Source organism: Arthrobacter sp. zg-Y1219 (genome assembly GCF_030125545.1).
In the GTDB taxonomy this organism is placed as follows: domain Bacteria; phylum Actinomycetota; class Actinomycetes; order Actinomycetales; family Micrococcaceae; genus Arthrobacter_B.
In genome coordinates this window covers 32,006-57,739 of sequence record NZ_JASKLY010000013.1, presented here as the reverse complement: position 1 = coordinate 57,739, position 25,734 = coordinate 32,006, and the positions used below count along the sequence as shown (strand labels likewise).

Genomic DNA, 25,734 nt, shown 5'->3' with positions numbered 1-25,734 from the left:
TTAAACTGGAGGGTATACCGCCTCCGCCTAGGGCTGCGGCCTAGGATTGGTCGGTTAGTTTTGACGTTTACCCGAACACAAGGACCACCGTGAGTCTCTTCCGAACAAAGCCCATTGAGGATTCCCTGGCGGACGCCGACGAGCCCGGACGCCGGCTTAAGCGGACCCTGACAACCTGGGACCTCATGATCATGGGTGTCGCCGTTGCCGTTGGCGCCGGAATCTTCTCCGTTGGCGCCAATGCCGCCGCTAATTTCTCCGGCCCCGCCGTCACCCTCTCCTTTGTCCTGGCCGCCATCACCTGCGGTCTGGCGATGATGTGTTACGCCGAGTTTGCCACCGCGATTCCGGTCGCCGGATCCGCTTACGTGTTCACCTACGCCACCATGGGCGAGCTGGTGGCCTGGATCATCGGCTGGAACCTGATCCTGGAACTGTTCACCGCTGCTGCCGTCATCGCCAAGTACTGGGGCATCTACCTCAGCGAGGTGTTCAGCCTGCTGGGCCTGGACATCCCGGCCACCGTTGACCTCGGCATCGTGGACCTGACCTGGGGGCCGCTGCTGATCGTTGCGGTCTTCACCGTCCTGCTGGTGATGGGCACCAAGCTGTCCGCGCAGGTGGGCAACGTGTTCACGCTGATCAAGATCGGCGTCGTGCTGTTCGTGATCATTGCCGGCTTCTTCTACGTCAAGGCCGAGAACTACATCCCCTTCATCCCGGACAGCGTGCCGACCGAGTCGCTGGGCAGCCAGAGCGTGCTGCAGCAGTCGCTGTTCTCCTTCATGACCGGTGCCGCGCCGGCCCAGTACGGCACGCTGGGCGTCTTTGCCGGCGCAGCGATCGTGTTCTTCGCGTTTATCGGCTTTGACGTCGTGGCCACCTCGGCCGAAGAAGTAAAGAATCCGGGCAGGACCCTGCCGCGCGGCATTTTCGCCGGCCTGGCACTGGTCACCCTGCTCTACATCGGCGTTTCCCTGGCTCTGACCGGCATGGTTCCCTACCGCGACCTGGCCGCCGTCGAATCGCCGAACCTCGCGACCGCCTTCACCCTCGTGGGCAACCCCTGGGCGGCGCAGGTGATCGCCGTCGGCTCCCTGATCGGCCTCACCACGGTCATCATGGTGCTGCTCATGGGCCTGGCCCGCGTGGTCCTGGCGATGAGCCGCGACGGCCTGCTGCCGCGCTCCCTCTCCAAGACCAGCGACAAGCATGCCACCCCGGCCCGGCTGCAGATCATCTGCGGAACCCTGGTCGCCCTGGTGGCCGGTTTCACCCAGGTCGACGTCCTGGAGGAAATGATCAACATCGGTACCCTTTCCGCCTTCGTGGTGGTCAGCGCCGGCGTCCTGGTCCTGCGCCGCAAGCGCCCGGACCTGAAGCCTGCCTTCCGCGTGCCCTTCGGCCCGGTGCTGCCCGTGCTCTCGGCCCTCCTCTGCCTGTACCTGATGACCAACCTGTCCGTGGAGACTTGGATCTACTTCGCCGGTTGGCTGCTGATCGGCTTCCTGATCTACTTTGCCTACGGGCAGCGGCATTCCCGGCTGAACGACAAGTTCAAGGATCTCCGGATTGCCCAGCGGGCCGAGCGCGCCGAGCGCCTTGAGCGGGAGCAAAGCTCGGCCCCGGAGGCCTGATTTTGCTCTAGCCTGCCTCCTGCCGCCGCTGCCTTGAGTTCTCGGGCAGCGGTGGCAGACTTGGCACTATGCTTGTTGCCTTCTCTGTAGCCCCGTCCGGCGTCGGTCCGGATACTCCCGCAGGCCCCGGCGCTGCTGATGCCTCGGTGCACGACGCCGTCGCCGCTGCCGTCCGGATTGTCCGCGAGTCCGGCCTGCCCAACCGCACCGATTCCATGTTCACCACCGTGGAGGGCGAGTGGGACGAAGTCATGGAAGTGGTTCGCCGCGCCACGGAGGCGGTGGGCCGCTACGGCAGCCGGGTGTCCCTGGTCCTCAAGGCGGACATCCGGCCCGGCCATGTCGGTGAACTCGAGGGCAAGGTGGAACGCCTGGAGGCAGCGCTTAAACTGAAAGCATGACCCCCACCATCAGCCGGACAGCGGACGCCTGCACGACCCGGATTTCCCGGCCCCTCCGGACGGTTGCCTGATGGGCCGGCAGCGGCCGGGCAAGGCCACCGCGGAGGCCGCGGAAACCGCCGGCTCACCCGAAGCCGGGCCGGTGGCCGGGACCTTCCCCATCGACACCGGAACCTGCGAACTCCTGCCCGACCAGTTCAATCCCAACGGGTGGATCCTGAAGGTCAACGGCGTGCACAGTTCGCACATCGACATCGCCGATCCCCGGCAGCTGGACTTCGAGTACATGCGCTGGATCGCCGCCCTGGTGGATACTCACTGGGACGCCGACGCAAAACTGCGCGCCCTGCATCTGGGCGGAGCGGCCTGTTCCATGGCCCGCTACTTTGCCGCCGGCTTCCCGAACGCGCGGCAGGTGGTCGTAGAACTGGACGGCCGCCTCGCTGAACTGGTGCGGGCCTGGTTCGACCTGCCCCGCGCGCCCCTCATGCGGCTGCGGGTGGGGGAGGCCCGCGAGGTTACCGAAACCCTCCACGACGACAGCCGCGACCTGGTGATCCGGGACGTGTTTGCCGGCGCCAAGACCCCGCCCGCCCTGACCACCGTTGAATTCACCGCCGAGGCGGCGCGCGTGCTCGCGCCCGGAGGGCTGTACATCATGAACTGCGGCGACACCCCGGATTTGCGGGGAGCGCGGCGGGAAGCTGCCGCGGTGTGCGCAGTTTTTGCCCACACCGCCATCGTCGCTGACCCGGCCATGCTCAAGGGCCGGCGCTACGGGAACATGATCATCGCCGGCAGCGACCAGCCCTTCGCCGGCCACCCCTCGCTGCCCCGGACGCTGCTGGGCGGCGGAGTTCCCGCCCACCTGTGGGACGACGCGCAGGTTAGGGCCTTCGCGGCCGGCACACGGCCCCTGACGGACGCCCGGTCGGCCGGCGTGAGCTGACGTCCCGGAAGCATCGCCGCCGGCGAATCACGGACCCCGTGCCACACCAAAAAGCCGCCCGAAGTGCATAGCGCACCTCGGACGGCCTTTTGCTGTCGGTTCCGGTTAGACTCCGAGAGCCGAGGAAATGGCTCCCACGGAGAAGAACACCACGAAGGCTGCGGCGACAACGTACATCAGCGGGTGGACCTCCTTGCCGCGGCCCTGGAAGAGGCGGATCAGGACGAAGGTAATGAAACCGGCACCGAGGCCGTTGGCGATGGAGTAGGTGAACGGCATCAGGACGATCGTCAGGAACGCCGGAACGGCCAGCCCAATGTCGCTCCAGTCGATCTTGCCGACCTGCGAGACCATGAGGTACCCGACAACCACCAGTGCCGGGGCGACGGCCTCAAACGGCACCAGGTAGATCAGCGGGGTCAGGAACATGGCCATGAGGAAGAGCAGGCCGGTGACCACGGAGGCCAGGCCGGTGCGGGCACCTTCAGCAATGCCGGAACCGGATTCCACGAAGATCTGGTTGGATGAAACACCGGCTGCGCCGCCGGCGATGGCGCCGGCAGCATCCACCAGGAGCACGCGGTCCACGTTCGGGATGTTGCCGTCCTTGTCGATGGAGCCGGCTTCGGTGGCCAGCCCCACCATGGTGCCCATGGCGTCAAAGAAGATGCTCAGCAGGATCACGAAGGCCAGCAGGGAGGCGGCGACGACGCCGAGGGTTTCGAAGGAGCCGAAGACGCTGACCTGGCCCAGCAGGGAAAGGTCCGGTGCCGCCCATTCCGGCATGCTCGGGGTAACCAGCGCCCAGCCGGTGGCCTCGCCGGCACCCTGGGACCCCGGAGAGGCCACCAGTTCCACGATCACTGCGAAGATCGTCGAGGCCACGATTCCGATCAGGATGGCCCCCTTGACGTTGCGGGCCATCAGGCCGATTGTCAGGATCAGGCCGAACACAAAGACCAGGCTGGGCCAGCCCAGCAGCTGGCCGCCGGTGCCCAGTTCCACCGGAACGGTGGTGCCGGCCGCGTCGGGAACCCGGCGCACGAAGCCCGCGTTCACAAATCCCAGGATGGCAATGAACATGCCGATGCCGACCACGATCGCGGTCTTGAGGCTTGCGGGAACGGCTTTGAAGACAGCCGTCCGGAAGCCGGTAAGCACCAGGATGAACATCGTCACACCGGACAGCAGGACCAATCCCATGACATCGGGCCAGGTGAGTCCTTCATTGGTAGCCACTGTCGCTGCGACGAAGGCATTAACGCCCAGGCCGGTGGCGAGGGCGAACGGGTGCTTGCCCCAGGCGCCCATGATGATGGTGAGCACACCGGCCACCAGTGCCGTGGCGGCTGCGACAGCCGGACCGGCCAGAGTATTGCCCGCCCCATCTTCGCCGCCGAGGATCAGCGGATTCAGCACCACGATGTAGCTCATGGCGAAAAACGTGGCCAAACCACCCCGGACTTCGCGGGATACGGACGAACCCCTTTTGGAGATTTCAAAATACCGGTCCAGCTTTGAACCTTGTTTGAGCATGACGCGTCCTCTGAATGGGTGAGCTTGGTGGGGGAGTCTCGCAGGTCGATCTTATCGCGCGCTTTCTGCCGGGGGGCGGCGGGCCCGGCAGCCGTCTTCTACGCGGTGCGGTAGCGAAGCACCGATGCGCCGGCGAGGGTTGCATTGCGGGCAGCAACTTCCTGCCCGGCCCGCTTGGCCTGCCGGACAAGTTCACGGGTGGGAACGGTCAGCGCCTCGCCGGCCCCGACAACGTAGAGCCCCACGCTGCGCAGGGCGTCCCCCAATTCCGCACCCGCAGCAAAGCCGAGGGTGCGGACCAGTTTCACCAGGGCCGGCTGCCCGCAGCCGGCGAGGACCACGGCATCGGCCAGCAGGACTCCGTGGCGGGTTCGGACCGTCCACTTCATGCCGTCAGCCTGTTGGGCGGGGGCTGCGGAACCGCGGAGCAGGCCCACTTCCTCGGCGGAGGTGCCGCGGCGAATGTCCAGGGAATGTCCCGCCGCGTAGCCGCGAAGGAGTCGCAGCAGGTCTGCCCGCTCCGGCAGGCTCCAGGCGTCCGGGACGGGGCAGTGCAGAGATTCGGTGTCCTGCCGGAGACCGTTCAGGACAATCGGACGGATTCCTTGCCGGCTCAGTTCGCTTGCAACCGCCAGTCCCGGCAGGCCGCACCCCACCACGACGGCGGCCGTCGCCTCGGGCCGGCGGCCAGCCGCCGGCGGTCCACCGTTTTTCGCGCTGCTCGGTTCCCTGCCGTCCGGTTTTCTGCCGTTGGCTCCGTTTCCCGTTGACTTACCCACCGAGGCAACCCCCTGACGTAGATTCAGGCTGCGGGAACGGCGCCTCTTCCGGTCCCGCAGGTGCATGTCCCCCGGGGTGCCGGGGACGGTCTTTCGGTCGCAATGCCCCGAAGCTTATCTGCCTTTGCCGCCCCTGCGCAGTGCCGCAGCCGGTGTGTTTCGGCAGAAGGCGCGGCCCGGCGGCGGGCACTGTAGGCTACCGAAACAAGCACTTATCCGGGCGTTCCGAAGGAGCGCAGCAGCCGGGATAAACCGAGAGGGGTGCGGCACTGTGAGCGGTTCAATGTGGAGCGAAGACAGCGGGCTGGAGGGATCGCCCGGCATCGTCGTCGGCGTGGACGGATCCGACCAGAGCATCTGTGCCCTGGTCTGGGCCGCCAAGGAAGCGGAGCGCCGGCGGAGCCCGCTGCACGTGGTCACGGCCTACACCGTCCCCATTTTCGCGGCCTCCTCCATGGACGCCGGATACACCACCATGGACGACGCGATCATCCGCGACGGCGCCCAATCGGTGTTGAACAAGGCCCTGGAACGCATCAGCCGGTACGACATTGAAGTATTTCCGCGGGTTGAGACCGGCGACGCTGCCGCCGTCCTCCTTGAACTCTCCGAGGAAGCGGACCTCATGGTCGTCGGCTCGCGTGGCCGCGGCGGCTTCGTCGGACGCCTGCTGGGATCGGTCTCGAGCGCCCTGCCCGCGCATGCCAAATGCCCCACCGTCGTGGTGCCGCTGCGCACTGCCGGCAGGCTGCCGGAAGCCGGTGTCCGGCCTCCGGCCGGGGCGCCGACGGAACAGACCGTCGAGGATGTGGTGGTGGTGGGCGTCGACGGGTCGGAACAGGGACGTGCCGCGTCCCTCGTCGCCGCGGAGCAGGCGGTGAACCGGGGCCTGCCCCTGCAGATCCTGTGCGCCTTGCCGCCGTTCAGCGGCTCCCTGGCATGGGTTCCGGCTCCGCTGGACCTGGAGGCGCTGCACGAAGAAGTCTCCGAGCAGCTGCAGGCCGGCCGGGCCTGGCTGCAAAGCCACTTCCCGGGCCTGCCCATGTCGGTGCAGCTGATCGATGGTCCGCCGGCTGAAATCCTGATGGACCGCACCGCGTCGGTGGAGCTCCTTGTCTTGGGCACGCGCGGCCGCGGAGGTTTTGCGGGAATGCTCATGGGGTCCACCAGCCAAAGCGTGCTGCACCATGCCAAGGGGCCGGTCATGGTGGTTCCGGACCACGAGGACCCGCGGCTGGCGGATCGCCCGGCCTTCGGGTCCCTGCCCGAGGAGTAGCCTCCGGTCGGCGGCGCCGCCCGCCTGGGGCGTGCCCGGGGATCAGGCGTGCTGGTGTCCCTCATGCACGGCGTGGCTGGCCGGTTCGAGCTGGAACGTGCAGTGCTCGGTGTCAAAATGCCGGCTCAGGCAACCGGTCAGCCGGTCCAGGAGCTGATCCATCCGCTCCGAGGTGAGATGGTCGTCGTCGACCACCACATGCGCCGAAAACACGGGGACGCCGGAGGTGATGGTCCAAATGTGGATGTCATGGGCGTCCGAAATGCCCTCGACCCGCACAATGTGCTCACGGATCATCTCGCTGTCCACACCCTGCGGCGTCGCCTCCAGCAGGACGTCGATGACCTCCTTCAGCAGCGCCCAGGCCCGCGGCAGGATCATGAAGGCAATCAGGATCGATGCCCAGGTGTCGGCCTGCTGATAGCCGGTGAGCATGATGACGACCGCCGAGACGACGACGGCGGCCGAGCCCAGCAGGTCGCCAAGGACCTCCAGATAGGCTCCGCGCACATTCAGGCTCTCCCGCCGGCCGCTGTGCAGCACCAGCAGGGACGCCAGGTTCGCCAGCCCGCCGACCACCGCCGCGCCGAGCATGAGGCCGGTGTGCACCTCCGGTTCTGACCCGAAGCGGCGGACGGCTTCGACAAAGATCACCGCGGCAATGACGATCAGCAGCACGGCGTTGGCCAGAGCCGCCAGGACCTCGGCGCGCTGGTAGCCGTAGGTGCGGCGCTTGGTTGCCGGGCGGGTCGCGATCCAGGCGGCCAGCAGGGCGATGGAAACTCCGGCGGCGTCGGAGAGCATGTGGCCGGCATCGGCCAGCAGCGCCAGTGACCCGGAGAGCAGGGCGCCGGCGACCTGAATGAGAACCACGCTGATGGTGATCAGGAAAACGATCAGCAGCTTGCGCCGGTGCCGTCCCGTTGCGGTGCCTGCCTGCAGTCCGTGACTGTGGCCGTGATGATCTCCCATGCCCTTAAGGCTAACCCCAGCCGAGTTCGTGCAGCCGGGCGTCGTCGATCCCGAAATGATGCGCCACTTCGTGAATGACGGTGATGCGGATTTCGTCGACCAGCTCGTCGCGGGAGGAGCACATCCGCATGAGCGGCCCGCGGAAGATCACAATCCGGTCCGGCAGCGAACCTGCGTCCCACCAGGAGTCACGTTCCGTCAGCGGCGTCCCGTCGTAGAGGCCGAGCAGTTCGGTTCCCGGATCCTCGCCGGGGCCCGGCACATACTCATCCTCGATGAAGATGGCGACATTGTTCATGGCTGCCGCCAGGTCTGCGGGGATGGAGTCGATGGCATCATCAACTGCGGTCTCGAAGTCTTCAGGAAGCATCTCTATGGGCACCTAAGTCACTCTAGTGGCGGGTCCGCCGCCGGGGGCCACCGCGCCCGTTTTGCTGTTTTCCCCAACAGGCCCTATAGTTTTATGAGTCCACCGGGGCGCAAACGAACGGAAACTTCCGCTCAAAGGCGTTCCTGTGTGTTCTGAAGGCCCCCATCGTCTAGCGGCCTAGGACACCGCCCTTTCACGGCGGCGGCACGGGTTCGAATCCCGTTGGGGGTACTCATGAGTGGTAATCGGGCCGGTGAAATGCTGGTAGAGTTTACACTCGTGAAAAGTATGGCCCTGTAGCGCAGTTGGTTAGCGCGCCGCCCTGTCACGGCGGAGGTCGCGGGTTCGAGTCCCGTCAGGGTCGCTCAGATTTTCTGAAGCGATTTGGAAGATCTCGGTGATCATCGGTTGCGATGATGCCCGGCTCTGTAGCTCAGTTGGTAGAGCGTTCGACTGAAAATCGAAAGGTCACCGGATCGACGCCGGTCGGAGCCACCAGCTAAAACCCCGGACTTACGAGTCCGGGGTTTTTCTTTGTCCGGGCACGGTCCGGGGCTGGAGCACCGGAGCGCTTGCACGCCTGGGTGGGAAGCGCGCCTGCCCAAGAAGTGGGACGCAGGATACGCTGGGCAGCATGGATGACGCCGCGAACCAGACCTTTTCTTCAGCCCAGGAACCCCCTGCCGCCAGCGGTTCCTCCGACGCGGCGGCCGCCCCCAGGACGCCGGCCCATGCGCCCGCTCCGGCGCACTCTCCCGCCGCGGCGCCCGCACCCGCACCGGCGGGGCCAGCCGCCGCGGCGCCCGCGGCGCCCGCGGCGCCCGCAACGCCCGTCCGCCCGGAGGATATCGGCGGCAAGACCGCCATCGGCGAGCAGGCCGTGGCGAAGGTTGCCGCCATTGCCGCACGCACGGTTGAGGGCGTGTACTCGCTGGGCACCGGCTCCGGCCGGGCGCTCGGGGCGGTCCGCGATGCAGTCGGGGCCTCCAACGCCACGCAGGGCGTGCACGTGGAAGTGGGGGAGACCGAAGTTGCCGTCGATATCACGCTGGTGGCCGTGTACGGCATGCCGCTCACCCGGATCGCAAACAACGTGCGGGCGGCGGTGTATTCGGCGGTGGAATCCCTGGTCGGCCTGCGCGTGGTCGAAGTGAACGTCGACGTGAACGACGTGCAGATCCCCGGTGCCCCGGAAGGCCGCCCTGACAAAGCCCGGCCCGGGACTGCTCCCGCCTAGCCGGAGCGGGCCAGACGGGAGCAAGCGGTATAGGGTCGAGGGAGCCAGTGAACATGTCACCAGGGAACACCGTCATGAGGCAGGGACAATGAAACCAACCGTTACGGGCATGGCGATCGGAGCCGTTTTGGCCTTCACCGCCCTGATTTTTGATTTTTGGGGCTTCCTGCTGATGGCGCTGTTCATCGCCGTGGGTGCCCTGTGCGGGCGCGCCGCGGAAGGCAAAGTCGATTTCCGCACCGTCCGCGATGCGCTGACCGGACGCCGTTCATCCTCGTGAGCTCCGCAGTTTTGGCCGCTGCCCCCGCGGCTGACCGGAACGCCGGCCTCGCCGGCCACAACCGCATCAGCACCCAGGCGCTGACCTCCACGGCAAAGGCGGCGGCAGCCGAGTTCTTCGGCGTCCCTCCGGCCGCCATCCGCGTCACCTGGTCGGATGACCAGGGAATGCTGGCCCTTTCCCTGTCCCTGCCGGTTTCGCTCCCCGCGTTGAACCGGATTGCCGCGGACCCCGGCCTTGTCGACCGCGCCGGCGGTTCCGTCTGGGACCGCGCGCACGCCGCGAAGCCGCTCTTGAAGGACAAGGTCACCGCACTGACCGGATCGCTGGTGTCCCGGGTGGACATCCGCGTGACCGGCGTTCAGCTTCACGAAGGAAGCAGGGTCCGTTGAACAACGACTCCCTCACCCGGCGGATCGTGCGCCGCGAAACCCACGCCAGCCGGACCTCCGCTTCCATGATTGCCGCGTTTCTGGGTCTCCTCTTCTGCCTCTATGTCCTGCTTGAAGCAACGCTGCAGGCCCTGGGCCAGGACGCCTGGCTGACCGACCCGGCAGCGCTCGGCACCTGGCTGTCCGGCCTGCCCGCGGAAACGGACGCCACTGTCCTGGGGCTCAGCGGCCTGCTGATCCTGCTGGTCGGACTGGGTTTCTTCCTGCAGGCAGTCCTGCCGGGCCGCCGCCCACGCTATGCCCTTCCCAACCCGCGGGCCGCCGTCGTCGTGGATGCCGAGGTGCTGGCCTCCTCGCTCGCCCGCCGCGCCCGCCTGACCGCCGGCATCAGTGCCGAGCAGGTGCTGGTCACCGTCGGCCGAACCCGGGTGGACGTGCGGATCCGCCCGACGTCGGGCATTCCCGTGAACGCGGAGGAGGTTCGCAGCGCCGTGCAGGAGGAACTACAGCTGACCGGACTCGACCCGCAGCCCGACGTCCGTGTGCAGGTTTCCACGCTCGGGGTGATCGGACAGTGAACCGGACTCCGCGGGCGCTGAACCGCATCCTGCTGGGGCTGCTGGGCCTGATCGGCATCGGCGTCGGCGGCGGACTGCTCTGGATCAGCCTCGACGGCGGGGCGGCCCGCCGCTGGCAGTCCTTTGCCCCCGACGCGATGGACCGGCTGCAGGAATTCGGGGCTGAAACAGCCCTTCCCGGCCAATCGCAGAGTTGGATCTGGGTGCTGCTGGCCCTGGTCATGGTGCTTTTGATCGTCCTGCTGATCCTCTGGGCGGCGGCGCAGGGCCGCGGGCGGACCGGCACCCTGGTGTCGAAATACGACGACGACGGCGCGCCCGGCCGGGTGGCGATCAGCGGAGGCGTGGCGGAGCAGGCGCTCCGGTCGGCGCTGCAGGAAGACCCCGACGTGGCCGCCGCCGCGGTCAGCACCTACGACGTGCGGGGCAGCTCGGCGCTGCGGATCCGCATCACGCCCCGGCTGGGGGCGGCACCGCACCTGGTTGCCGCCGATGCCACCCGCCTGGTGGAGGCCCTCGACGTCGCACTGGGGCGCGAAGCGCCGGTGCTGATCAGCATCGAGGGTGGCCGCAAGCTGCGCTTCAACCGCGAAGACCGGGTCCGCTGACCCTTCCCTCCCCCCGCCCCACCGCGGCGGTGTGGCAGGGGAATGTGCGGGGGAGGGGGTCCGTCAGCTGGCGCGGGCCAGCTGGCGGATCGGAATCCAGCGGTTGGCCAGCCGCCGGTAGGAGGCGGCGGCTCCCGTCATGTCGCCCTCGGCCAGGGACTCGATGCCCAGCCGGACATCCGAGGGCGAGTCATCGGGAAAGACCAGGTCCGCCACCGGGCCGTAATCCAGTTCCAGGACCGCGTCCTCGGAGAAGATCTCCAGCCAGTTGATGAGTTCATCCAGCTCATCCAGCAGGTCAAGCTCGGGGGCGGCCAGGGCCAGCGCCGCCATGGCCCGCCTGGCGCGGTCCAGGCACTGGTCGACGGGCGCGGTCAGGCGCACGGTCTGCACCTTCCCGTCGTCCTCCACGACTTCGGCGTGGTCGTCTTCGTGGAGCAGCACGAACCAGCCGAACGGCACGCCCCAGGTGGCGCTGCGGGTGTGGAGGTGGGCCAGGGAATCCGCGAAGGAGTCGGGATCGATCCGTGCCGCGTGCGCCTCGCGGGCCACCTCGGGGACCAGCACGTCCACCAGCGGCCCGCGGATGCTCTCGCCGAGCGATTCCGCCGCCAGGGAGGTCCGGACGGCCAGCTGGTTGGGACAGTACAGGCGGCGGGTGCTTCCTTCATGGCCCGGGTAGTGCAGCACCCGCACCAGATCCGTGGAGCCGTGCGGAAACGGATCCGAGACAGCGCGGACCAGCCGGCGCATGGCGTCGCTGCGGTCCAGGACCTCGGTTTCATGCCGGCCGCGCGTCCGCTGCTCCAGGATGGCCAGCTGCTGGTTGTCGTCGAACACGTCCAGCGGCTCGTAGACGCGCAGATGCGAGACATAGGGGAACGTGCGGTAAAGGGAGCGCTGGGGCCGCGCGCTCATGGTCAGTCCAGCTCCACCATCACGGGCGCATGGTCGGAGGCACCCTTGCCCTTGCGTTCCTCCCGGTCGATGGAAGCGCCGGTGACGCGGGCGGCAAGAGCCGGGGAGCCGAGGACGAAGTCGATGCGCATGCCTTCCTTCTTCGGGAAACGCAGCTGGGTGTAATCCCAGTAGGTGTACACGCCGGGTCCCGGAGTGTAGGGGCGGGCGACGTCGGTAAAGCCGGCGTCGAGGAACGCCCGGAAGGCCTGGCGTTCAGGCTCGCTGACGTGCGTGTGGTTCTCGCGGCGGAACAGCTCGATGTCCCAGACATCATCATCCTCCGGCGCGATGTTCCAGTCACCCATCAGGGCCAGCGGCAGGTCCGGGTTTTCCTTGATCCAGCCGGCGGCCTGGTCCTTCAGGACATTCAGCCACTCCAGCTTGTAGGGCATGTGCGGATCGTCCAGGGACCGGCCGTTGGGCACGTACAGGCTCCACACCCGCACGCCGTTGCAGGTCGCGCCGATCGCGCGGGCCTCCGAAGCGGTGGTTTCCGCGGTCTTGCCGAACTTCGGCTGGCCCGGGAAGGTGCGCTCGACGTCCTCAAGCCCCACCCGGGAGGCAATCGCCACGCCGTTCCACTGGTTCACGCCGAAGTGCGCCACCTCGTAGCCGTTGTTCTCAAAGACTTCCCACGGGAAATTCTCGTCCTTGGCCTTGGTTTCCTGAATGGCCAGGACATCGACGTCGGAGCGCCGCAGCCACGCTTCAACGCGGTCGGCACGGGCACGGATGGAGTTCACGTTCCAGGTAGCAATCTTCACCCTTGCTACGTTACCGAATCTGCCGCCGGATCAGGGCATGCTCAGGGCTTCCACCACGTGTCCAGGATGCTGACGGGCACGGTCCGCTTGTGCCGGGTGGCCAGGAACCGGCGCTCAATCTTCTCGGCCGCGTCCTCGGAAACGGTCCGGCCTTCGAGATAGTCGTCGATGGTGTCGTAGCTGATGCCCAGTTCCGTCTCATCGGTCTGGCCGGGCACGTCATCGAGCAGATCGGCCGTTGGAGCCTTGCCGATCAGGCCCGCCGGCGCGCCCAGCTCCGCCAGCAGCTTCCGGTTCTGGCGCTTGTTCAGCCCGAAAAGGGGCAGCACGTCGGCGCCGCCGTCGCCGTACTTCGTGAAGAACCCGGTCACCGACTCCGCACCGTGGTCAGTGCCGATGACCAGCAGGTTGTGCTGTCCGGCCACCGCGTACTGGGCGGTCATCCGTGCCCGTGCCTTGATGTTGCCCTTGTTGAAATCGCTGATTTCCTCGCCGCTCATCTTCACATATTCCTCCATGTAGCCGTCCACCGCCGGAGCGAGGTTGTAGACCCAGGAGAGGGCGGGGCGGATGAATTCCAGGGCGGCCTGCGCATCGGCCTCATCGTGCTGGACCTGGTAGGGCAGGCGCAGGGCGATGAACTGCGCGTTGGTGCCCTCGGCCGCGAGCTCGTCCACCGCCAGCTGGGCCAGCCGCCCCGCCAGCGTGGAGTCCACGCCGCCGCTGATGCCCAGCACGAACCCGTTGGTGTGCGACGCGGCGGCGTAGGCCTTCAGGAAGTCCACCCGCCGGCGGATTTCGGCGGCGGCATCGATGTCGGGCTGCACGCCCATTTCCGCAATGATTTCAGCTTGTAGTTGGCGCATGAGCTCCACCCTATATCTCCCGTTCCTTCAGCGGTGGGCATTGGGCTGCTCGGCTAGGATTGAGGCCATGACTGCGCCTGTCCTCCCCGCTGCCCGTGCCCGCCTCCTGGATTTGATCAGCGAACTGGCCGTGGTCCGCGGCAAAGTGACGCTCTCCTCCGGCGCCGAGGCCGACTACTACATTGACCTGCGCCGGGTCACCCTGCATCACGAGGCGTCCCAGCTGGTGGGCGACGTGATGCTGGATTTGATCGACAGCGCAGGTATTTCCTTCCAAAGCGCCGGCGGGCTGACGATGGGCGCAGACCCGGTGGCAACCGCAGTGATGCACGCCGGTGCCCGTGCCGGCCGGCCCATCGACGCGTTCGTGGTGCGCAAGGCTCAGAAGTCCTACGGCATGGGCCGGCAGGTCGAGGGGCCCGAGGTGGCGGGCCGCAACGTTGTGGTCCTGGAAGACACCTCCACGACCGGCGGGTCGGCGCTGACCGCTGTGGAAGGGGTGCGGCGGGCCGGCGGCAACGTGGTTGCCGTCGCGGTGATCGTGGACCGGGACACGGGATCGAAGGAGCGCATTGAGGCCGAGGCGGGCGTGCCGTATCTGTATGCCTATGGCAAGGACGAGCTGGGCCTGGGTTAGGGCCGCGCAGGCGGCAGAGCCCGGAGCGCCGGACCCCAAAGCGCCGGGTTCGGCGAACCGGGCAGGCAGGAGCGCGGACCCGGCAGAGTTCCTGCGGTCCGCGGAGAGCCTCAAACGCTTCTCCCGCCGCCGCTTTCTCGCCGGCAGCGCCCTGGGCCTGACGCTGGCCGCGGATCTCTTCGTCACCCGCCGGATCCAGCGGCACCGGGAAGACCTGGAAATTCTGCGCGTGCGCGACGAGGCCGTGGAACGCCGCTTTCCGACTGCCTCCTGGTTCCTGTTTCCCGGCTATAAAACCAGCTGGGAGGAGACGGTCTGGATCCTCAATTCGCTGCGCCCGGCGCTGTCCTCGCGCGGCCAGCTGGCCGGCGTCGGCTACTCCAACCGGGGACTGGACGTCGATGATATCGTCGCCGCGGTGTACCGCCACATCCGTACCCACCAGCTGCGGCGCATCTATTTTTACGGCCACAGCTTCGGCGGCATGCTTGCCGTGCAGGTGGCTGCCCGGCTGCTCGAGCGCGGCATCGCCGTCGAACTCATCATTCTGGACTCCAGCCCGGCCGGCGCGCAGGACGTGCTGGACCGCGCCATGTTCGAGGGCGTGGCGGCGCTGTACGACGCCGGCTACCGGATTCCCAGCGTGCTGCGCGGCGGCTACGAGCTGGGGGAGCGGGTGCTGCACAAGGACGAGCGGACCTGGAACACAGTGGTGGACCAGACGCTGGAGCAGCTGTCGCCGCTGGCGCCGTCGAGCACCCTGATCCAGTCCGAGGCGTCCTACATCTTCCATTTCGATGCCTGGCGGTTTGCCTCGGCGCTGGGCAGCACGTCACTGGCCTTCATCGGCAACCCGGAGGACCGAACGGTCAACTATTTCGGCGCGAAGGACACCTGGGCCGCGGTGTTTCCGCGCAACCTCGTCTCCGCTTCCCTGGTGACCGAGGGTGCCGGACCGGCCCACGCCAGCCCGCAGTGGAACCCCGGCATCTACCAGAAGGTGGTGCGCGAGGTGCTGCGGCTGCACTCCCCGCCGGAACAGGGCGGCGGGCTGAAGTCCCTGTTCTAGGCCGCTGGCCCTAGACGGTGGCGATCAGATCGGCGACCGAATTGACGACCTGGGTGGGGCGGAACGGATAGAGATTGATGTCCTCGCGCTGCGTTATCCCGCTGAGCACCAGGACCGTATGCAGGCCGGCCTCAATGCCCGCGATGATGTCGGTGTCCATCCGGTCGCCGATCATGGCTGTCGTTTCGGAGTGCGCATCGATCTTGCGCATCGCCGAACGGAACATCATGGGGTTGGGCTTGCCGATGATGTACGGCTTCATGTTCGTGGCCGCGGTGATCAGGGCGGCAATGGCTCCGGTGGCCGGCAGTGGCCCCTCCTGGGACGGGCCCGTGACGTCGGGGTTGGTGGCGATGAAGCGGGCGCCGTCCAGGATCAGGCGGATCGCCTTGGTGATGGTGCCGAAGGAGTAGGTGCGGGTCTCGCCGAGGACCACGTAGTCCGGCGCCGTGTCGGTGAGGATCATGCCGGCCTCGTGCAGCGCCGTCGTCAGTCCCGCTTCGCCGACCACGAAGCAGCGTCCGGGTGCGCCGGTGTTCTTGACCTGTTCCTTGAGGAATTCCGCCGTGGCCAGCGCGGAGGTCCACAGGTTTTCCTCCGGCACTTCGAGCCCGGAGGCGCGCAGCCGGGCGGCGAGGTCCCGCGGGGTGTAAATCGAGTTGTTGGTCAGGACCAGGAACCGCTTGGACGTGGCTACCCAGCGTTCAATGAGCTCGGCGGCTCCCGGAATGGGGTGGTTTTCATGGACCAGAACGCCGTCCATGTCCGTCAGCCAGCATTCAATGTTCTCGTTTTCGCCCACGCTGTTCCGTTCCCTCACACTCAGCCCGGGTTTCCCCGGGGCCGCTGATGCCCCGCGATCCTGCGGCCCAGTCTTTCACCTTACGCTTGAAGGGTGATAGAGAGCGTTGAACAATTGCCGGACCACCCCGAGAAAACAGCCGCACCCGAGACCGGGACCGCGCCGGAAACCGCACCCACGCACCTGGTGGGAGTGGGCCCGTGGGAGGGCCCGTTGCCTGAAGGCGACCATTGGGATCCCGAACTTCTGGCCAACGGGGACACCCGCAATGTCGTCGATGAATACCGGTACTGGAACCACGACGCGATCGTCGCGGACCTGGACACGAAGCGCCATCCGTTCCATGTCGCCATCGAGAACTGGCAGCACGATTTCAACATCGGCACCGTGGTGCGCACCGCCAACGCCTTCATGGCGAAGGAAGTGCACATCATCGGACGACGCCGGTGGAACCGCCGCGGCGCCATGGTCACCGACCGCTACCAGCACGTGCGCCACCACCCCACGGTGGAGGACTTCGTGGAGTGGGCGCGCAGCGAGGGGCTGCACATCATCGGAATCGACAACTTCCCCGACTCGGTGCCGCTGGAAACCTACGAGTTGCCGGAAAACTGCGTGCTGGTCTTCGGGCAGGAGGGCCCCGGCCTGAGCCCGGAGGTCCACGCCGCCGCGGACGCCACCCTGTCCATTGCCCAGTTCGGTTCCACCCGGTCCATCAACGCCGGTTCCGCCGCGGCCATCGCCATGCACGGATGGGTGCGCCGCCACGTCTTTGGCCAGCGGGTGAACTGAGCCGCGGAACCGCGCGGCGGGACGGGTCCGGACACGGACGCAGTTATCCAAGGACATGACCTGATGCCCGATGGCTTCTTGTGGCTAGGATGTAAGGAGCCAATGAGGGCCTGGTGTGACGCGACTGGCCCTGCCGTAGATCGAACTTCCACGAGGAGTCAGCATGCCTATTGCAACCCCTGAGATTTATGCCGAGATGATCGACCGAGCCAAAGCGGGGGGCTTCGCATATCCGGCAGTGAACGTCACGTCGTCCCAGACGCTGAACGCCGCGCTGGCAGGGTTCGCCGAGGCCGGCTCCGACGGCATCGTCCAGGTGTCCACCGGAGGTGCCGCCTACTGGTCCGGCGCCAAGGTCAAGAACATGGTCACCGGGTCCCTCGCCTTTGCCGCGTATGCCCGCGAGGTGGCCAAGAGCTACAACGTGAACATCGCCCTGCACACTGACCACTGCCCCAAGGACAAGCTGGACGACTTCGTGCTGCCCCTGCTGGCCGCCTCCGAAGCAGCGGTCAAGCGCGGCGAGGATCCCATCTTCAACTCCCATATGTGGGACGGTTCGGCGGAAACCCTCGAGGACAACCTGCGCATCGCGCAGGAGCTGCTCGCCCGCACCCACGCCGCCAAGATGATCCTCGAAGTGGAAATCGGCACCGTCGGCGGCGAGGAAGACGGCGTGGAGAACGCCATCAACGACAAGCTGTACACCACGGTGGCCGACGGCACGAAGACCATTGAGGCGCTGGGCGCCGGCGACAAGGGCCGCTACATTACCGCCCTCACCTTCGGCAACGTGCACGGCGTGTACAAGCCCGGCGGCGTGAAGCTGCGCCCGGAAATCCTCAAGGACATCCAGGACGCGGTTGGCGAGTCCATCGGCCGGGAACGCCCGTTTGATCTCGTCTTCCACGGCGGTTCGGGCTCCTCCGCCCAGGAAATCGCCGACGCGGTCTCCTACGGCGTCGTGAAGATGAACATCGACACCGACACGCAGTACGCCTACACCCGCCCGGTTGCGGACCACATGTTCCGCAACTACGACGGCGTCCTGAAGGTCGACGGCGAGGTCGGCAACAAGAAGCAGTACGACCCCCGCGTGTGGGGCGCGTCGGCCGAGGCCGGCATGTCCGCGCGCGTGTTCGAAGCAGCACAAACCCTAGGATCGGCAGGCAAGTCCCTCTAATGTCAGATGAATTCCGCAAGAACCTGCTCGGCCCCGAGCCCACCTACCTGCCGGAGGAGTCCGACGTCGTCGCGCGCCTCGAGGCCGGAGATGAAGCCGTTGACCTGGCAGCAAAACACCCCACCTCCTCGCAGGTGTGGGCCATCCTCGCCGATGAGGCCTTCGAAGAAGGCCGCACCATCGAGTCCTACGCCTACGCGCGGGTTGGTTATCACCGCGGCCTGGATTCCCTGCGCCGCTCCGGCTGGCGCGGCACCGGTCCCATCCCGTGGGAGCACGTGCCGAACCAGGGCTTCCTGCGTGCCCTGTATGCGCTGGGCCGCGCGGCTGCAGCCATCGGCGAGAGCGAGGAAGTGGAGCGCATTACCAAGTTCCTGAACGAGTCGGATCCGCAGGCGAAGGTGGCCATCGAGGGTCGCGAGTCCTAGTTTCTTTTGTTCCGTGAACCGGCAGTCCCCAGCTTTGGGGGCTGCCGGTTTTCGTTGCCTGCTTTTACCAGCCGCCGGTGCCCGGGGCTCCCTTGAACGGTCCGGTGATGCGTCCCGTGATCCACCCGCCGTAAAAGTCCCCCTCCTGCGGCTGGACGTCCTCGCCGTCCACGGTGCAGCGCTCCATTTTTCTGGAATACACCGCCGCGCGGCTGGCGAGCGGTCCGTAGCCCGGCGACGGGTCCGGATAGGTCCAGGCGGCCCGCCGGGCACGAGTGGATCCCGCCGCGACGTCGAAATAGGCGGCCTTCCCCTTGTATTCGCAGAACGTGGCGCCTTCGACCGGAACGAGGGAATCCGGGGCAAAATCCTCCAGCGGAATGTAGTACACCGGCGGATGGCTGGTTTCCAGCACCCGCACGGCGGAGGTGGTGTCGGCGATCAGCCGTCCGCCAAGGAAAACCTGGACGTGTTCAGCGGTGGGTTCCAGCCGCGGCGGGCGCGGATAGTCCCAGACGGACTCCTGCGGGCTCTCCTGAGCGTGGCTCAACGGTTGATGTTCCATGGCCAGCCTTTCGAATGCCGGCCGAAGCCGGACGCCGGGCCCGGATTTTCCGGGTCAAGGGATGCTTCGGAACCGCGGTCCCTCCGGATGGCCCTGCCGGGTGCTCGCTCCGATCAGTGGACGAGGCGGGCGTAGACGACGTAATTGTCGGCGAAGGTTCCGGCTTTCGGGTCGTAGCCGTCGCAGGTGATGAGCCGCAGTTCGGGTCCTTCGGTATTGCCGTAGACCTTCTCGCTGGGAAAGGCGTCCTTGGGATACTGCTCCCCGTGCTGGACGGAAAACACTGCGGTTGAGCCGTCCTCGCGGATTATCTCAACTTCATCGCCGGGCTGCAGCTTGCGCAGGTCCGCGAAGATTCCCGGGCCTCCGCCCTCGGCGTTGACATGGCCCAGGATGACGGCTGGCCCGGGCTCTCCGGGTGTGGGGGAGTGGATGTACCAGCCGGCAGGTGATCCGGGCCTGCCCGAAGGAACCTCCAGGGATCCCTTGCTGTCCACGTCCAGGCGGATCAGGGATGAGCGGGCGCCGACGGACGGAATGTTCAGGGATTCCGGCACTGATTCGGCCATGGCCGGGACCGGGCGTTCCGGGGAGGGCGGACTCGTGACCTGGGGTGTTCCCGGAACTGGGACGGGGGCGTCGGCAGGCGCAGCGGTATCAGGGGTGACGGCAGGCGAGGATGGCGCCGTCACGGGTGCTTCCGCGGAAAGGACCGGACCGGCGGGCGGCGTATTCTCGGTATCCAGATGCCCGGCGCCTGTCTGGGCGGCGCCGCCACAGCCGGTGAGAAGCAGGAGGACGGCCGCCGCGGCTGCCCGGAGGTCCCCGCGGCGGCCGGCTGTCGGATTAGTCATTCCGGTTCATTCGAAACGCCTAATCCTGCTGTGCGCTGCGGCGGCGGACAATGAATGTGCCTCCTGCTGCGGCGGCCAGGACCAGTCCGCCGCCGAGAGCCAAGATGCCGGCATTGGAGCCCTGCGGTTCCTGGGTGATGCCGGTGTTCGCGCCGCCTACGGGCATCCGGCCGACCTGTCCTGGCATTGGAGGTTCGGGTGTGGGATCAACGGGTGGAGCGGTTTCAATCGGAGTCAGGGGTTTGCTGTCATCTTCGCAGCCGATGCCGTCCACCCCGCCCCTGTCCAGATGCTCTCCGTACCTGTAATCACCGCGCTGAATGTTGTAAATGCCGTCCGCAGCGGCGGCATCGCAGTTCTGGTATGGGCCGGTCACGGCGAAAGCCGGAGTCGCCGAAAGAACCGAGAAGCCGGTGACTGCCGCCAGAGCCAAACCTGCAGTGTGCTTTTTCATGGTGCCTCTGCTTTCCCTGAGGAGTATGCATCCGAGTGATGCATGACGGGAAACAGAGTAGTAAGGGGGTACTTTTGTCACCCGAGTAGGCGGGGTTTTTGGCCCGGCGGCCCGCAATTAAAGTCCGGCGAAACAGTAGTCAGGGAAGGATGCTGGTAGTCACGGCAACAATTTGCGGCCTGGGCGGAACCGAGCTGAATCCGAAGCGCACCGGAGGATTAATGGGGGAGAGGCCGCCCAAATCCCGCCCGTTCCACATGGCCGAGGCGCCCGCCGCGGAGCGGATGGAGCGCACCCCGTAATACTCGCGGCGCTCGCCGCCGGCGGAGCCTGCCGTGGAGACGCCCGGCACCAGCAGGCCGGCCACGGGGTTGATCGCTGCCAGCCAGCGCGGATGCACGGCCAGGGCCGGGGGAATCATCTCCAGCAGGCGCCCCAGCAGTGTCCGCGGCCCCAGCACGATGTTCAGCCGCAGCGGCCCCGCACCGACCATGAGCCGATCCGCCGAGAGCCGGGCATCGACGTCGACCACATCCACGGCATCGAAATGATAGGTACGCCCGATGTACTCAGCCACCTCCGGATCCGGCGCCAGCAGAAGCCGTGATCCGGCCGCGTTCTCCGCCATGACATCGGTGAACGCGCCGAAGGGTGACTCGAGCCAATGACCCACCACCAGCCGGGTGCCGGAGGTCGTGCCAATACCGGCGATGTAGCCGCGAAAACGGTCCATCCGGCCACGCTACGCCGGGATCTGTTCAGGGAATACCCGTTTCGGGCGCTGCGGAAAGGGCACCGGAGATACAATCGGCTAAACTTGGTAGGTAAGAGCCCCGCGACTCCGGCTTGACTCCGGCTTTCTGTTATTTCCGGTCTGGCCTGCGAGTTCAGGGGCGTTCTCATGCACGGAAGCGGATCGCGCCGTCGGCGTTCCTCCCCTTTCGTAACTAATGGGGGAGGATCCCATGCCCGCAATTGTCATCGTCGGCGCCCAGTGGGGCGACGAAGGTAAAGGTAAGGCCACTGACCTGCTCGGGGGCCGTGTCGACTATGTCGTCAAGCCCAACGGCGGCAACAACGCCGGCCACACCGTCGTCGTCGGCGGTGAAAAATACGAACTCAAGCTTCTGCCCGCCGGCATCCTGAGCCCCAACGCCATTCCGGTGATCGGCAACGGCTGCGTGGTGAACCTCGAAGCCCTCTTTGAGGAAATCGACGGCCTGGAAGCCCGCGGCGCCGACACGTCCAAGCTGCGGATCTCCGCCAACGCCCACCTGGTGGCCCCGTTCCACCAGGTCATGGACAAGGTCACCGAGCGCTTCCTGGGCAAGCGTGCCATCGGCACCACCGGCCGCGGCATCGGTCCGGCCTACATGGACAAGGTGGCCCGCCTTGGCATCCGCGTCCAGGACATCTTCGACGAGTCGATCCTCCGCCAGAAGGTCGAAGGCTCGCTGCGGCAGAAAAACCAGCTGCTGGTCAAGGTCTACAACCGCCGCGACGTCGACGTCGAAGAGGTCGTCGAGTACTTCCTGTCCTACGCGGACCGGCTGCGGCCAATGATCATCGACTCCACCTATGAGCTGAACCGGGCGCTCGATGAGGGCAAGGTTGTCCTGATGGAGGGCGGCCAGGCCACCTTCCTGGACGTGGACCACGGCACCTACCCGTTTGTGACGTCCTCCAACCCCACCGCCGGCGGCGCATCAGTGGGTTCGGGCATCGGCCCGACCCGCATCACCCGCTCGGTGGGCATCATCAAGGCCTACACCACCCGTGTGGGTGCCGGACCGTTCCCCACCGAACTGTTCGACGACATGGGCCTGTACCTGCAGAAGACCGGCGGCGAGTTCGGTGTGAACACCGGACGTCCGCGCCGCTGCGGCTGGTACGACGCCGTGCTGGCGCGCCACGCCTCGCGCGTGAACGGCTTCACTGACTACTTCGTGACGAAGCTGGACGTGCTCACGGGCATCGAGCAGATTCCGGTGTGCGTGGCGTACGACGTCGACGGCGTCCGGTTCGACGAGATGCCGATGACGCAGACCGACTTCCACCACGCGAAGCCGATCTTCGAGTACTTCGACGGCTGGACCGAGGACATCACCGGAGCCCGGACCCTGGACGACCTGCCCAAGAACGCCCGCGACTACGTGCTGGCGCTGGAGAAAATGTCCGGCACGCGCTTCTCGGCCATCGGCGTCGGTCCGGACCGCGACCAGACGATCGTGGTGCGGGACCTGATCTCCGAATAAGGACCGCCGGTCCCCGTGGCAGGATGTACGTGGCACGCAGTTCGTGCCACGTACATCGGGGAAGGAACCACGGGGGAATGAACGAGGACGTACTGGCCAGCCTGCGGCGGGCCATTGAATCCAGTCCGGAGGACGCTGCACTGCGGCTTCATGTAGCGGAAATGCTGCTGGGAGCGGGCCGTCATTCCGAGGCCATCGGCGAGACCAACGCCGTGCTGCAGCGGGACCCGGCCCATCAGGCCGCACTGGATCTGCTGAACCGCACCGCGGCCGCCATGACGTCCGGTGCCGGCGTTTCCGCGGAGCTTCCCGTTCCTGCGGCAGATCCGGGCGGAGCGGACGCCGGCACGGAGCCGGAGCCGGAGCCGGAACCGGAAGATCAGCCGGCCGCCGCCGTCGACCCCGAGCCGGAAGAACAGCCGGACGCCGCCGTTGAACCCGGCGCCGTCGAACCGGCTGCGGGTTCCGCTGAGCCGGCCGCGGCAGCCTTCGACTGGACCCGCGCTGAAACCGAGGTGGGCTCGGAGGTTCCGCCGCCGTTCGTGAAGGAGCCCCAGTTGGCTTATGGCGGGGACGGCCCCGGCGTGGCCCCCCTCGACCCCGAGGTGCCTCCGATTACCTTCGCCGATGTCGGCGGCCTGGAGGCGGTCAAGAAGCGCCTGGACGAATCCTTCCTGCAGCCGATGAAAAACGCCGAATTGGCCAAGGCCTTCGGCAAGTCGCTCCGCGGCGGACTCCTGCTGTACGGGCCCCCTGGCTGCGGCAAGACCTTCCTGGCCCGCGCGGTGGCCGGAGAACTCGGTGCGGTGTTCATGTCCGCCACCATGACGGACATCATGGCCCCCTATCACGGCGAGACCGAGCGCAACCTCAAGGCAGTGTTCGATTCTGCCCGCGCGAAAACACCCACCGTCCTGTTCCTGGACGAAGTGGACGCCATCGGCATGAGGCGCAGCAGCCTCGGGGGACATCACGTCATGACCCGGCAGATGGTCAACCAGCTGCTGATCGAAATGGACTCGATGGCCGGGGACAATGACGGCCTGTACCTGCTGGCAGCCACCAACCATCCGTGGGACCTGGATGAGGCCCTGCTGCGGCCGGGACGCCTGGACCGAACCCTGCTGGTGATTCCGCCGGACTATGAAGCCCGTCTGCAGATCCTTGAGCATCAGCTGCGGGACCGCCCGCTGGCCGGAATCAACCTGGAGCAGATTGCGGCGCGCACCGACGTGTTTTCGGGCGCAGACCTGCAGCATCTCTGCGTGACGGCGGCCGAGAAGGCGATGACGGAATCCATCCGGGCCAACCGGATCTGTCCCATCACCATGGACCACATCGAGTCGGCCTTCGCAGAAGTGGGCGCCACCACGCTGTCCTGGCTGGAGTCCTCCCGGAACGTGGTGAAATTCAGCAACGCGCATGGCCGCTACAACGATTTGGCGGACTATCTGCGCTCCCGCGGCATGCTGTGAGTGCAGGAAGGCTGGCACCGGACATGGTCCGGGCCCGGTTCAACACGCTCATCGCCGCCCGCCGCCCGGAGGAGGCGCTGCAGCTGGTCCGCGCTCAGCTGCCCCATCACCGGGACAGCGTGTTCATCTGGGCGCTGCTCTGCCACGGATACCTCTCCACCGAGAAGTATCCGGAGGCCGAGGAGGCCGGGCGGCAGGCGCTGGCCCTTGCACCTCAGGATTCCAGCGTCCGGATCAATCTGGGGCTGGCCCTTTTCCACCAGGGCAAGCAGGCGGACGCCGTGGAGTGCGCAGCTCAGGCAGTGGAGTTAAGGCCCGAGGAGGCGGAAGGGCACTTCTGGCTGGGCCACATCCTGCTCAACGGGAACGCTGACGGGAAGAAGGGCCGGGAAGCCGCTCTCAGCTCTGCCCGGACCGCGCTGGAACTGGACCGGGAAACCGGTGATTACTACTGGTTGGCGGCGCGGGCAAGTTCACAACTGGGCAACTACGACGCCGCCCGCACTTACCTTGCAGATGGCCTTGGCGCGGAACCCGGGCATCGGGCCCTGCTGAAGCTGGGCACCCAGCTGTCCGGCGGGCAGGCGGTGGTGGGCGATGAAGTGGGTGTGGTGCGCTCACTGTTGGCCGAGGATCCCATGGACGCTGATGCGCACCGGCTGCTGAGGGGACAGGTATTCGCCGGACTGCGCCTGCCAACCCTGCTTCCCTGGCTGCAGGCCGCCGCCTTCTGCTTCCTGGCGCCGTTTGTTCCGGCAGCGGGCGACGGCGGCGCCACCCCGGTTGCCGTGGCCCTTGCCGTGCTCTTCGGCTGGGTTGGACGGCGGCACTACCGGCGGCTGGACAGCCGCCTGCCGGCGGGATACCTGAAGGAACAGGTGGATGACACACCGCTCGCCAAGGCCGGTCTGATCCTGGGTGCTGCCGCCATGCTCGCCGTGACGGCCGGAACCGTCTGGTCAGGTGCTGCGGGCAGCGGTGACCAGTTGCGCTGGGCCCTGGCCTGCACGGCCGCGGCCGTCCTTCCGGCCATAGTCGGACGCCAGCTCCTGCTGGCCGGTGAGGAACGCGGCGGACAGCGCGCCGGCGGCGGACGCTATCGGCGTCCGGACAGCTCCGACTCCACCGCGCTGCTGTGGATTCTGGGCTGTCTCCTTACCGTTCTGGCACTCCTGCACTGGAACCGGTGGGTCTATGCCGGCGCCGCGCTGCTGGCCTTCGGGCTGCTGCTCCTGGTGGTCCTGCTGGGCGTAACCGTCAGGTTCTTTGCCAACGAGCCGTCGCCGGACGGGATGCGGGCGGGCCTGCGGACCATTCCCGGCTGGGAGCGCGGCCTTCTGGCCGGCTGCGCGGCCGGTTTCCTGATCGTGGGCGGGGCGCTGAGCCTGTCCGGGATGCACCTGCTGCAGCAAGGGCCCACGCCGCAGCCCCTCGATTCCTCACCTGCTGCGCCGGAACCCTCCGGGGAGCCGGTTCCGCAGCCAAGCGACTTCCGCCCGCCGGATTCCAACAGTCTCCCTCCGCTGCCGGTGTTCACGATGCAGCCGCTGCCCACCATCGGCGGCGGCTGACCCGGGAAGTGCCGGACCCACCCGCCGGTTGCCGGCGGTGCCGG

General features: G+C 67.0%; 29 protein-coding genes and 3 tRNA genes. 20 read left to right on the top strand and 12 right to left on the bottom strand.

The genetic code is table 11. The features are described 5' to 3' along the window. Positions 1 to 89 precede the first annotated feature (89 nt). From QNO00_RS09460 to QNO00_RS09450, 3 genes are all read left to right on the top strand, one after another. Positions 90 to 1,637: an APC family permease gene (locus tag QNO00_RS09460; protein WP_229966605.1), complete on the top strand. Its 1,548-nt coding sequence runs from the start codon at positions 90 to 92 to the stop codon at positions 1,635 to 1,637. 68 nt (positions 1,638 to 1,705) lie between these two features. Further along, positions 1,706 to 2,038, top strand: a complete 333-nt coding sequence (locus QNO00_RS09455; protein ID WP_229966606.1) for a thiamine-binding protein — start codon at positions 1,706 to 1,708, stop codon at positions 2,036 to 2,038. A gap of 70 nt (positions 2,039 to 2,108) precedes the next feature. Then, positions 2,109 to 2,987 carry a spermidine synthase gene (locus QNO00_RS09450; RefSeq protein ID WP_229966607.1) on the top strand — a complete coding sequence of 293 codons (879 nt, stop codon included), beginning with the start codon at positions 2,109 to 2,111 and terminating at the stop codon, positions 2,985 to 2,987. A 105-nt stretch (positions 2,988 to 3,092) separates the two neighbouring features. On the opposite strand, the gene QNO00_RS09445 is transcribed toward QNO00_RS09450, so the two are convergent. Beyond that, positions 3,093 to 4,523 (bottom strand): NCS2 family permease, encoded by a 1,431-nt coding sequence (locus QNO00_RS09445; protein ID WP_284024365.1) that lies wholly within the window; start codon positions 4,521 to 4,523, stop codon positions 3,093 to 3,095. A gap of 98 nt (positions 4,524 to 4,621) precedes the next feature. After that, entirely contained in the window at positions 4,622 to 5,302 is a 681-nt protein-coding gene (locus QNO00_RS09440; RefSeq protein WP_284024364.1) for an NAD(P)/FAD-dependent oxidoreductase, read from the bottom strand. 283 nt (positions 5,303 to 5,585) lie between these two features. On the opposite strand from QNO00_RS09440, the gene QNO00_RS09435 reads away from it, so the two are divergent. Beyond that, positions 5,586 to 6,578 (top strand): universal stress protein, encoded by a 993-nt coding sequence (locus QNO00_RS09435; protein ID WP_229966692.1) that lies wholly within the window; start codon positions 5,586 to 5,588, stop codon positions 6,576 to 6,578. Between the two features lie 42 nt (positions 6,579 to 6,620). Here QNO00_RS09435 and QNO00_RS09430 read toward each other — a convergent pair whose 3' ends face one another. Then, positions 6,621 to 7,550, bottom strand: coding sequence for a cation diffusion facilitator family transporter (locus tag QNO00_RS09430; RefSeq protein WP_284024363.1), 930 nt, complete (start codon positions 7,548 to 7,550; stop codon positions 6,621 to 6,623). 10 nt (positions 7,551 to 7,560) lie between these two features. Beyond that, positions 7,561 to 7,920 (bottom strand): metallopeptidase family protein, encoded by a 360-nt coding sequence (locus tag QNO00_RS09425; protein ID WP_229966693.1) that lies wholly within the window; start codon positions 7,918 to 7,920, stop codon positions 7,561 to 7,563. A 158-nt stretch (positions 7,921 to 8,078) separates the two neighbouring features. Here QNO00_RS09425 and QNO00_RS09420 point away from each other — a divergent pair. From QNO00_RS09420 to QNO00_RS09385, 8 genes are all read left to right on the top strand, one after another. Continuing rightward, positions 8,079 to 8,151 (top strand) — tRNA-Glu (locus QNO00_RS09420). A gap of 59 nt (positions 8,152 to 8,210) precedes the next feature. Then, positions 8,211 to 8,284 (top strand) — tRNA-Asp (locus QNO00_RS09415). A gap of 58 nt (positions 8,285 to 8,342) precedes the next feature. After that, positions 8,343 to 8,418 (top strand) — tRNA-Phe (locus QNO00_RS09410). 349 nt (positions 8,419 to 8,767) lie between these two features. Further along, positions 8,768 to 9,157, top strand: a complete 390-nt coding sequence (locus QNO00_RS09405; protein ID WP_284024585.1) for an Asp23/Gls24 family envelope stress response protein — start codon at positions 8,768 to 8,770, stop codon at positions 9,155 to 9,157. An 88-nt stretch (positions 9,158 to 9,245) separates the two neighbouring features. Further along, complete coding sequence (locus tag QNO00_RS09400) at positions 9,246 to 9,437, top strand: DUF2273 domain-containing protein (RefSeq protein WP_152220571.1); 192 nt, start codon at positions 9,246 to 9,248, stop codon at positions 9,435 to 9,437. After that, a complete protein-coding gene (locus QNO00_RS09395; protein ID WP_284024362.1) occupies positions 9,434 to 9,829 on the top strand; it encodes a hypothetical protein in 396 nt (131 codons plus the stop codon). The genes QNO00_RS09400 and QNO00_RS09395 overlap by 4 nt, the downstream gene beginning before the upstream one ends. After that, positions 9,826 to 10,407: a DUF6286 domain-containing protein gene (locus tag QNO00_RS09390; protein ID WP_284024361.1), complete on the top strand. Its 582-nt coding sequence runs from the start codon at positions 9,826 to 9,828 to the stop codon at positions 10,405 to 10,407. Before QNO00_RS09395 ends, QNO00_RS09390 begins: the two co-directional genes overlap by 4 nt. Next, the gene (locus QNO00_RS09385) at positions 10,404 to 11,015 is read left to right on the top strand and encodes a hypothetical protein (RefSeq protein ID WP_284024360.1); all 612 of its coding nucleotides are present in this window, start codon (positions 10,404 to 10,406) and stop codon (positions 11,013 to 11,015) included. Before QNO00_RS09390 ends, QNO00_RS09385 begins: the two co-directional genes overlap by 4 nt. Positions 11,016 to 11,078: 63 nt before the next feature. Here QNO00_RS09385 and QNO00_RS09380 read toward each other — a convergent pair whose 3' ends face one another. From QNO00_RS09380 to nadE, 3 genes are read right to left on the bottom strand one after another with little or no spacing between them, the layout of a single operon-like run. Then, positions 11,079 to 11,933 (bottom strand): DUF8083 family protein, encoded by an 855-nt coding sequence (locus QNO00_RS09380; protein ID WP_229966615.1) that lies wholly within the window; start codon positions 11,931 to 11,933, stop codon positions 11,079 to 11,081. Between the two features lie 2 nt (positions 11,934 to 11,935). After that, the gene (locus QNO00_RS09375) at positions 11,936 to 12,739 is read right to left on the bottom strand and encodes an exodeoxyribonuclease III (RefSeq protein ID WP_284024358.1); all 804 of its coding nucleotides are present in this window, start codon (positions 12,737 to 12,739) and stop codon (positions 11,936 to 11,938) included. Between the two features lie 41 nt (positions 12,740 to 12,780). Beyond that, a complete protein-coding gene (gene nadE / locus QNO00_RS09370) occupies positions 12,781 to 13,605 on the bottom strand; it encodes an NAD(+) synthase (protein ID WP_284024357.1) in 825 nt (274 codons plus the stop codon). Between the two features lie 67 nt (positions 13,606 to 13,672). On the opposite strand from nadE, the gene pyrE reads away from it, so the two are divergent. Together pyrE and QNO00_RS09360 are read left to right on the top strand one after the other, a co-directional pair. Then, positions 13,673 to 14,242, top strand: coding sequence for an orotate phosphoribosyltransferase (pyrE, locus tag QNO00_RS09365; protein ID WP_284024356.1), 570 nt, complete (start codon positions 13,673 to 13,675; stop codon positions 14,240 to 14,242). Next, positions 14,214 to 15,311, top strand: coding sequence for an alpha/beta fold hydrolase (locus QNO00_RS09360; RefSeq protein WP_284024355.1), 1,098 nt, complete (start codon positions 14,214 to 14,216; stop codon positions 15,309 to 15,311). The genes pyrE and QNO00_RS09360 overlap by 29 nt, the downstream gene beginning before the upstream one ends. 10 nt (positions 15,312 to 15,321) lie before the next feature. On the opposite strand, the gene QNO00_RS09355 is transcribed toward QNO00_RS09360, so the two are convergent. After that, on the bottom strand, positions 15,322 to 16,074 hold the full coding sequence (locus QNO00_RS09355) for an HAD-IIA family hydrolase (protein WP_229966694.1): 753 nt from the start codon (positions 16,072 to 16,074) through the stop codon (positions 15,322 to 15,324). Between the two features lie 153 nt (positions 16,075 to 16,227). On the opposite strand from QNO00_RS09355, the gene QNO00_RS09350 reads away from it, so the two are divergent. From QNO00_RS09350 to QNO00_RS09340, 3 genes are all read left to right on the top strand, one after another. After that, on the top strand, positions 16,228 to 16,905 hold the full coding sequence (locus QNO00_RS09350) for a TrmH family RNA methyltransferase (protein WP_442860524.1): 678 nt from the start codon (positions 16,228 to 16,230) through the stop codon (positions 16,903 to 16,905). Between the two features lie 163 nt (positions 16,906 to 17,068). Next, positions 17,069 to 18,088 carry a class II fructose-bisphosphate aldolase gene (gene fbaA / locus QNO00_RS09345; protein ID WP_229966620.1) on the top strand — a complete coding sequence of 340 codons (1,020 nt, stop codon included), beginning with the start codon at positions 17,069 to 17,071 and terminating at the stop codon, positions 18,086 to 18,088. Beyond that, positions 18,088 to 18,516, top strand: a complete 429-nt coding sequence (locus QNO00_RS09340) for a DUF3151 domain-containing protein (RefSeq protein ID WP_229966621.1) — start codon at positions 18,088 to 18,090, stop codon at positions 18,514 to 18,516. Before fbaA ends, QNO00_RS09340 begins: the two co-directional genes overlap by 1 nt. 64 nt (positions 18,517 to 18,580) lie before the next feature. On the opposite strand, the gene QNO00_RS09335 is transcribed toward QNO00_RS09340, so the two are convergent. From QNO00_RS09335 to QNO00_RS09320, 4 genes are all read right to left on the bottom strand, one after another. Next, positions 18,581 to 19,081, bottom strand: a complete 501-nt coding sequence (locus QNO00_RS09335; protein ID WP_284155628.1) for a DUF427 domain-containing protein — start codon at positions 19,079 to 19,081, stop codon at positions 18,581 to 18,583. A gap of 113 nt (positions 19,082 to 19,194) precedes the next feature. After that, complete coding sequence (locus QNO00_RS09330; RefSeq protein ID WP_229966623.1) at positions 19,195 to 19,935, bottom strand: class F sortase; 741 nt, start codon at positions 19,933 to 19,935, stop codon at positions 19,195 to 19,197. 19 nt (positions 19,936 to 19,954) lie between these two features. Next, positions 19,955 to 20,389, bottom strand: a complete 435-nt coding sequence (locus tag QNO00_RS09325; RefSeq protein ID WP_229966624.1) for an excalibur calcium-binding domain-containing protein — start codon at positions 20,387 to 20,389, stop codon at positions 19,955 to 19,957. Between the two features lie 139 nt (positions 20,390 to 20,528). After that, on the bottom strand, positions 20,529 to 21,122 hold the full coding sequence (locus tag QNO00_RS09320; protein ID WP_229966625.1) for a hypothetical protein: 594 nt from the start codon (positions 21,120 to 21,122) through the stop codon (positions 20,529 to 20,531). Positions 21,123 to 21,354: 232 nt separating this feature from the next. On the opposite strand from QNO00_RS09320, the gene QNO00_RS09315 reads away from it, so the two are divergent. The 3 genes from QNO00_RS09315 (at position 21,355) to QNO00_RS09305 (ending at position 25,690) form a co-directional block, all read left to right on the top strand. Next, entirely contained in the window at positions 21,355 to 22,644 is a 1,290-nt protein-coding gene (locus QNO00_RS09315; RefSeq protein WP_229966626.1) for an adenylosuccinate synthase, read from the top strand. Between the two features lie 77 nt (positions 22,645 to 22,721). Next, on the top strand, positions 22,722 to 24,119 hold the full coding sequence (locus QNO00_RS09310; RefSeq protein ID WP_229966627.1) for an AAA family ATPase: 1,398 nt from the start codon (positions 22,722 to 22,724) through the stop codon (positions 24,117 to 24,119). Beyond that, entirely contained in the window at positions 24,116 to 25,690 is a 1,575-nt protein-coding gene (locus tag QNO00_RS09305; RefSeq protein ID WP_229966628.1) for a tetratricopeptide repeat protein, read from the top strand. The genes QNO00_RS09310 and QNO00_RS09305 overlap by 4 nt, the downstream gene beginning before the upstream one ends. Positions 25,691 to 25,734: the final 44 nt, after the last annotated feature.

Bases quoted from the DNA above. Each gene is read 5' to 3' on its own strand.
- QNO00_RS09455 (WP_229966606.1), top strand. From the start codon at position 1,706: ATGCTTGTTGCCTTCTCTGTAGCCCCGTCCGGCGTCGGTCCGGATACT.
- QNO00_RS09450 (WP_229966607.1), top strand. From the start codon at position 2,109: ATGGGCCGGCAGCGGCCGGGCAAGGCCACCGCGGAGGCCGCGGAAACC.
- QNO00_RS09445 (WP_284024365.1), bottom strand. From the start codon at position 4,523: ATGCTCAAACAAGGTTCAAAGCTGGACCGGTATTTTGAAATCTCCAAA.
- QNO00_RS09435 (WP_229966692.1), top strand. From the start codon at position 5,586: ATGTGGAGCGAAGACAGCGGGCTGGAGGGATCGCCCGGCATCGTCGTC.
- QNO00_RS09430 (WP_284024363.1), bottom strand. From the start codon at position 7,550: ATGGGAGATCATCACGGCCACAGTCACGGACTGCAGGCAGGCACCGCA.
- QNO00_RS09425 (WP_229966693.1), bottom strand. From the start codon at position 7,920: ATGCTTCCTGAAGACTTCGAGACCGCAGTTGATGATGCCATCGACTCC.
- QNO00_RS09400 (WP_152220571.1), top strand. From the start codon at position 9,246: ATGAAACCAACCGTTACGGGCATGGCGATCGGAGCCGTTTTGGCCTTC.
- QNO00_RS09380 (WP_229966615.1), bottom strand. From the start codon at position 11,933: ATGAGCGCGCGGCCCCAGCGCTCCCTTTACCGCACGTTCCCCTATGTC.
- nadE (WP_284024357.1), bottom strand. From the start codon at position 13,605: ATGCGCCAACTACAAGCTGAAATCATTGCGGAAATGGGCGTGCAGCCC.
- pyrE (WP_284024356.1), top strand. From the start codon at position 13,673: ATGACTGCGCCTGTCCTCCCCGCTGCCCGTGCCCGCCTCCTGGATTTG.
- QNO00_RS09360 (WP_284024355.1), top strand. From the start codon at position 14,214: ATGGCAAGGACGAGCTGGGCCTGGGTTAGGGCCGCGCAGGCGGCAGAG.
- QNO00_RS09355 (WP_229966694.1), bottom strand. From the start codon at position 16,074: ATGGACGGCGTTCTGGTCCATGAAAACCACCCCATTCCGGGAGCCGCC.
- fbaA (WP_229966620.1), top strand. From the start codon at position 17,069: ATGCCTATTGCAACCCCTGAGATTTATGCCGAGATGATCGACCGAGCC.
- QNO00_RS09340 (WP_229966621.1), top strand. From the start codon at position 18,088: ATGTCAGATGAATTCCGCAAGAACCTGCTCGGCCCCGAGCCCACCTAC.
- QNO00_RS09335 (WP_284155628.1), bottom strand. From the start codon at position 19,081: ATGGAACATCAACCGTTGAGCCACGCTCAGGAGAGCCCGCAGGAGTCC.
- QNO00_RS09330 (WP_229966623.1), bottom strand. From the start codon at position 19,935: ATGACTAATCCGACAGCCGGCCGCCGCGGGGACCTCCGGGCAGCCGCG.
- QNO00_RS09325 (WP_229966624.1), bottom strand. From the start codon at position 20,389: ATGAAAAAGCACACTGCAGGTTTGGCTCTGGCGGCAGTCACCGGCTTC.
- QNO00_RS09320 (WP_229966625.1), bottom strand. From the start codon at position 21,122: ATGGACCGTTTTCGCGGCTACATCGCCGGTATTGGCACGACCTCCGGC.
- QNO00_RS09315 (WP_229966626.1), top strand. From the start codon at position 21,355: ATGCCCGCAATTGTCATCGTCGGCGCCCAGTGGGGCGACGAAGGTAAA.
- QNO00_RS09310 (WP_229966627.1), top strand. From the start codon at position 22,722: ATGAACGAGGACGTACTGGCCAGCCTGCGGCGGGCCATTGAATCCAGT.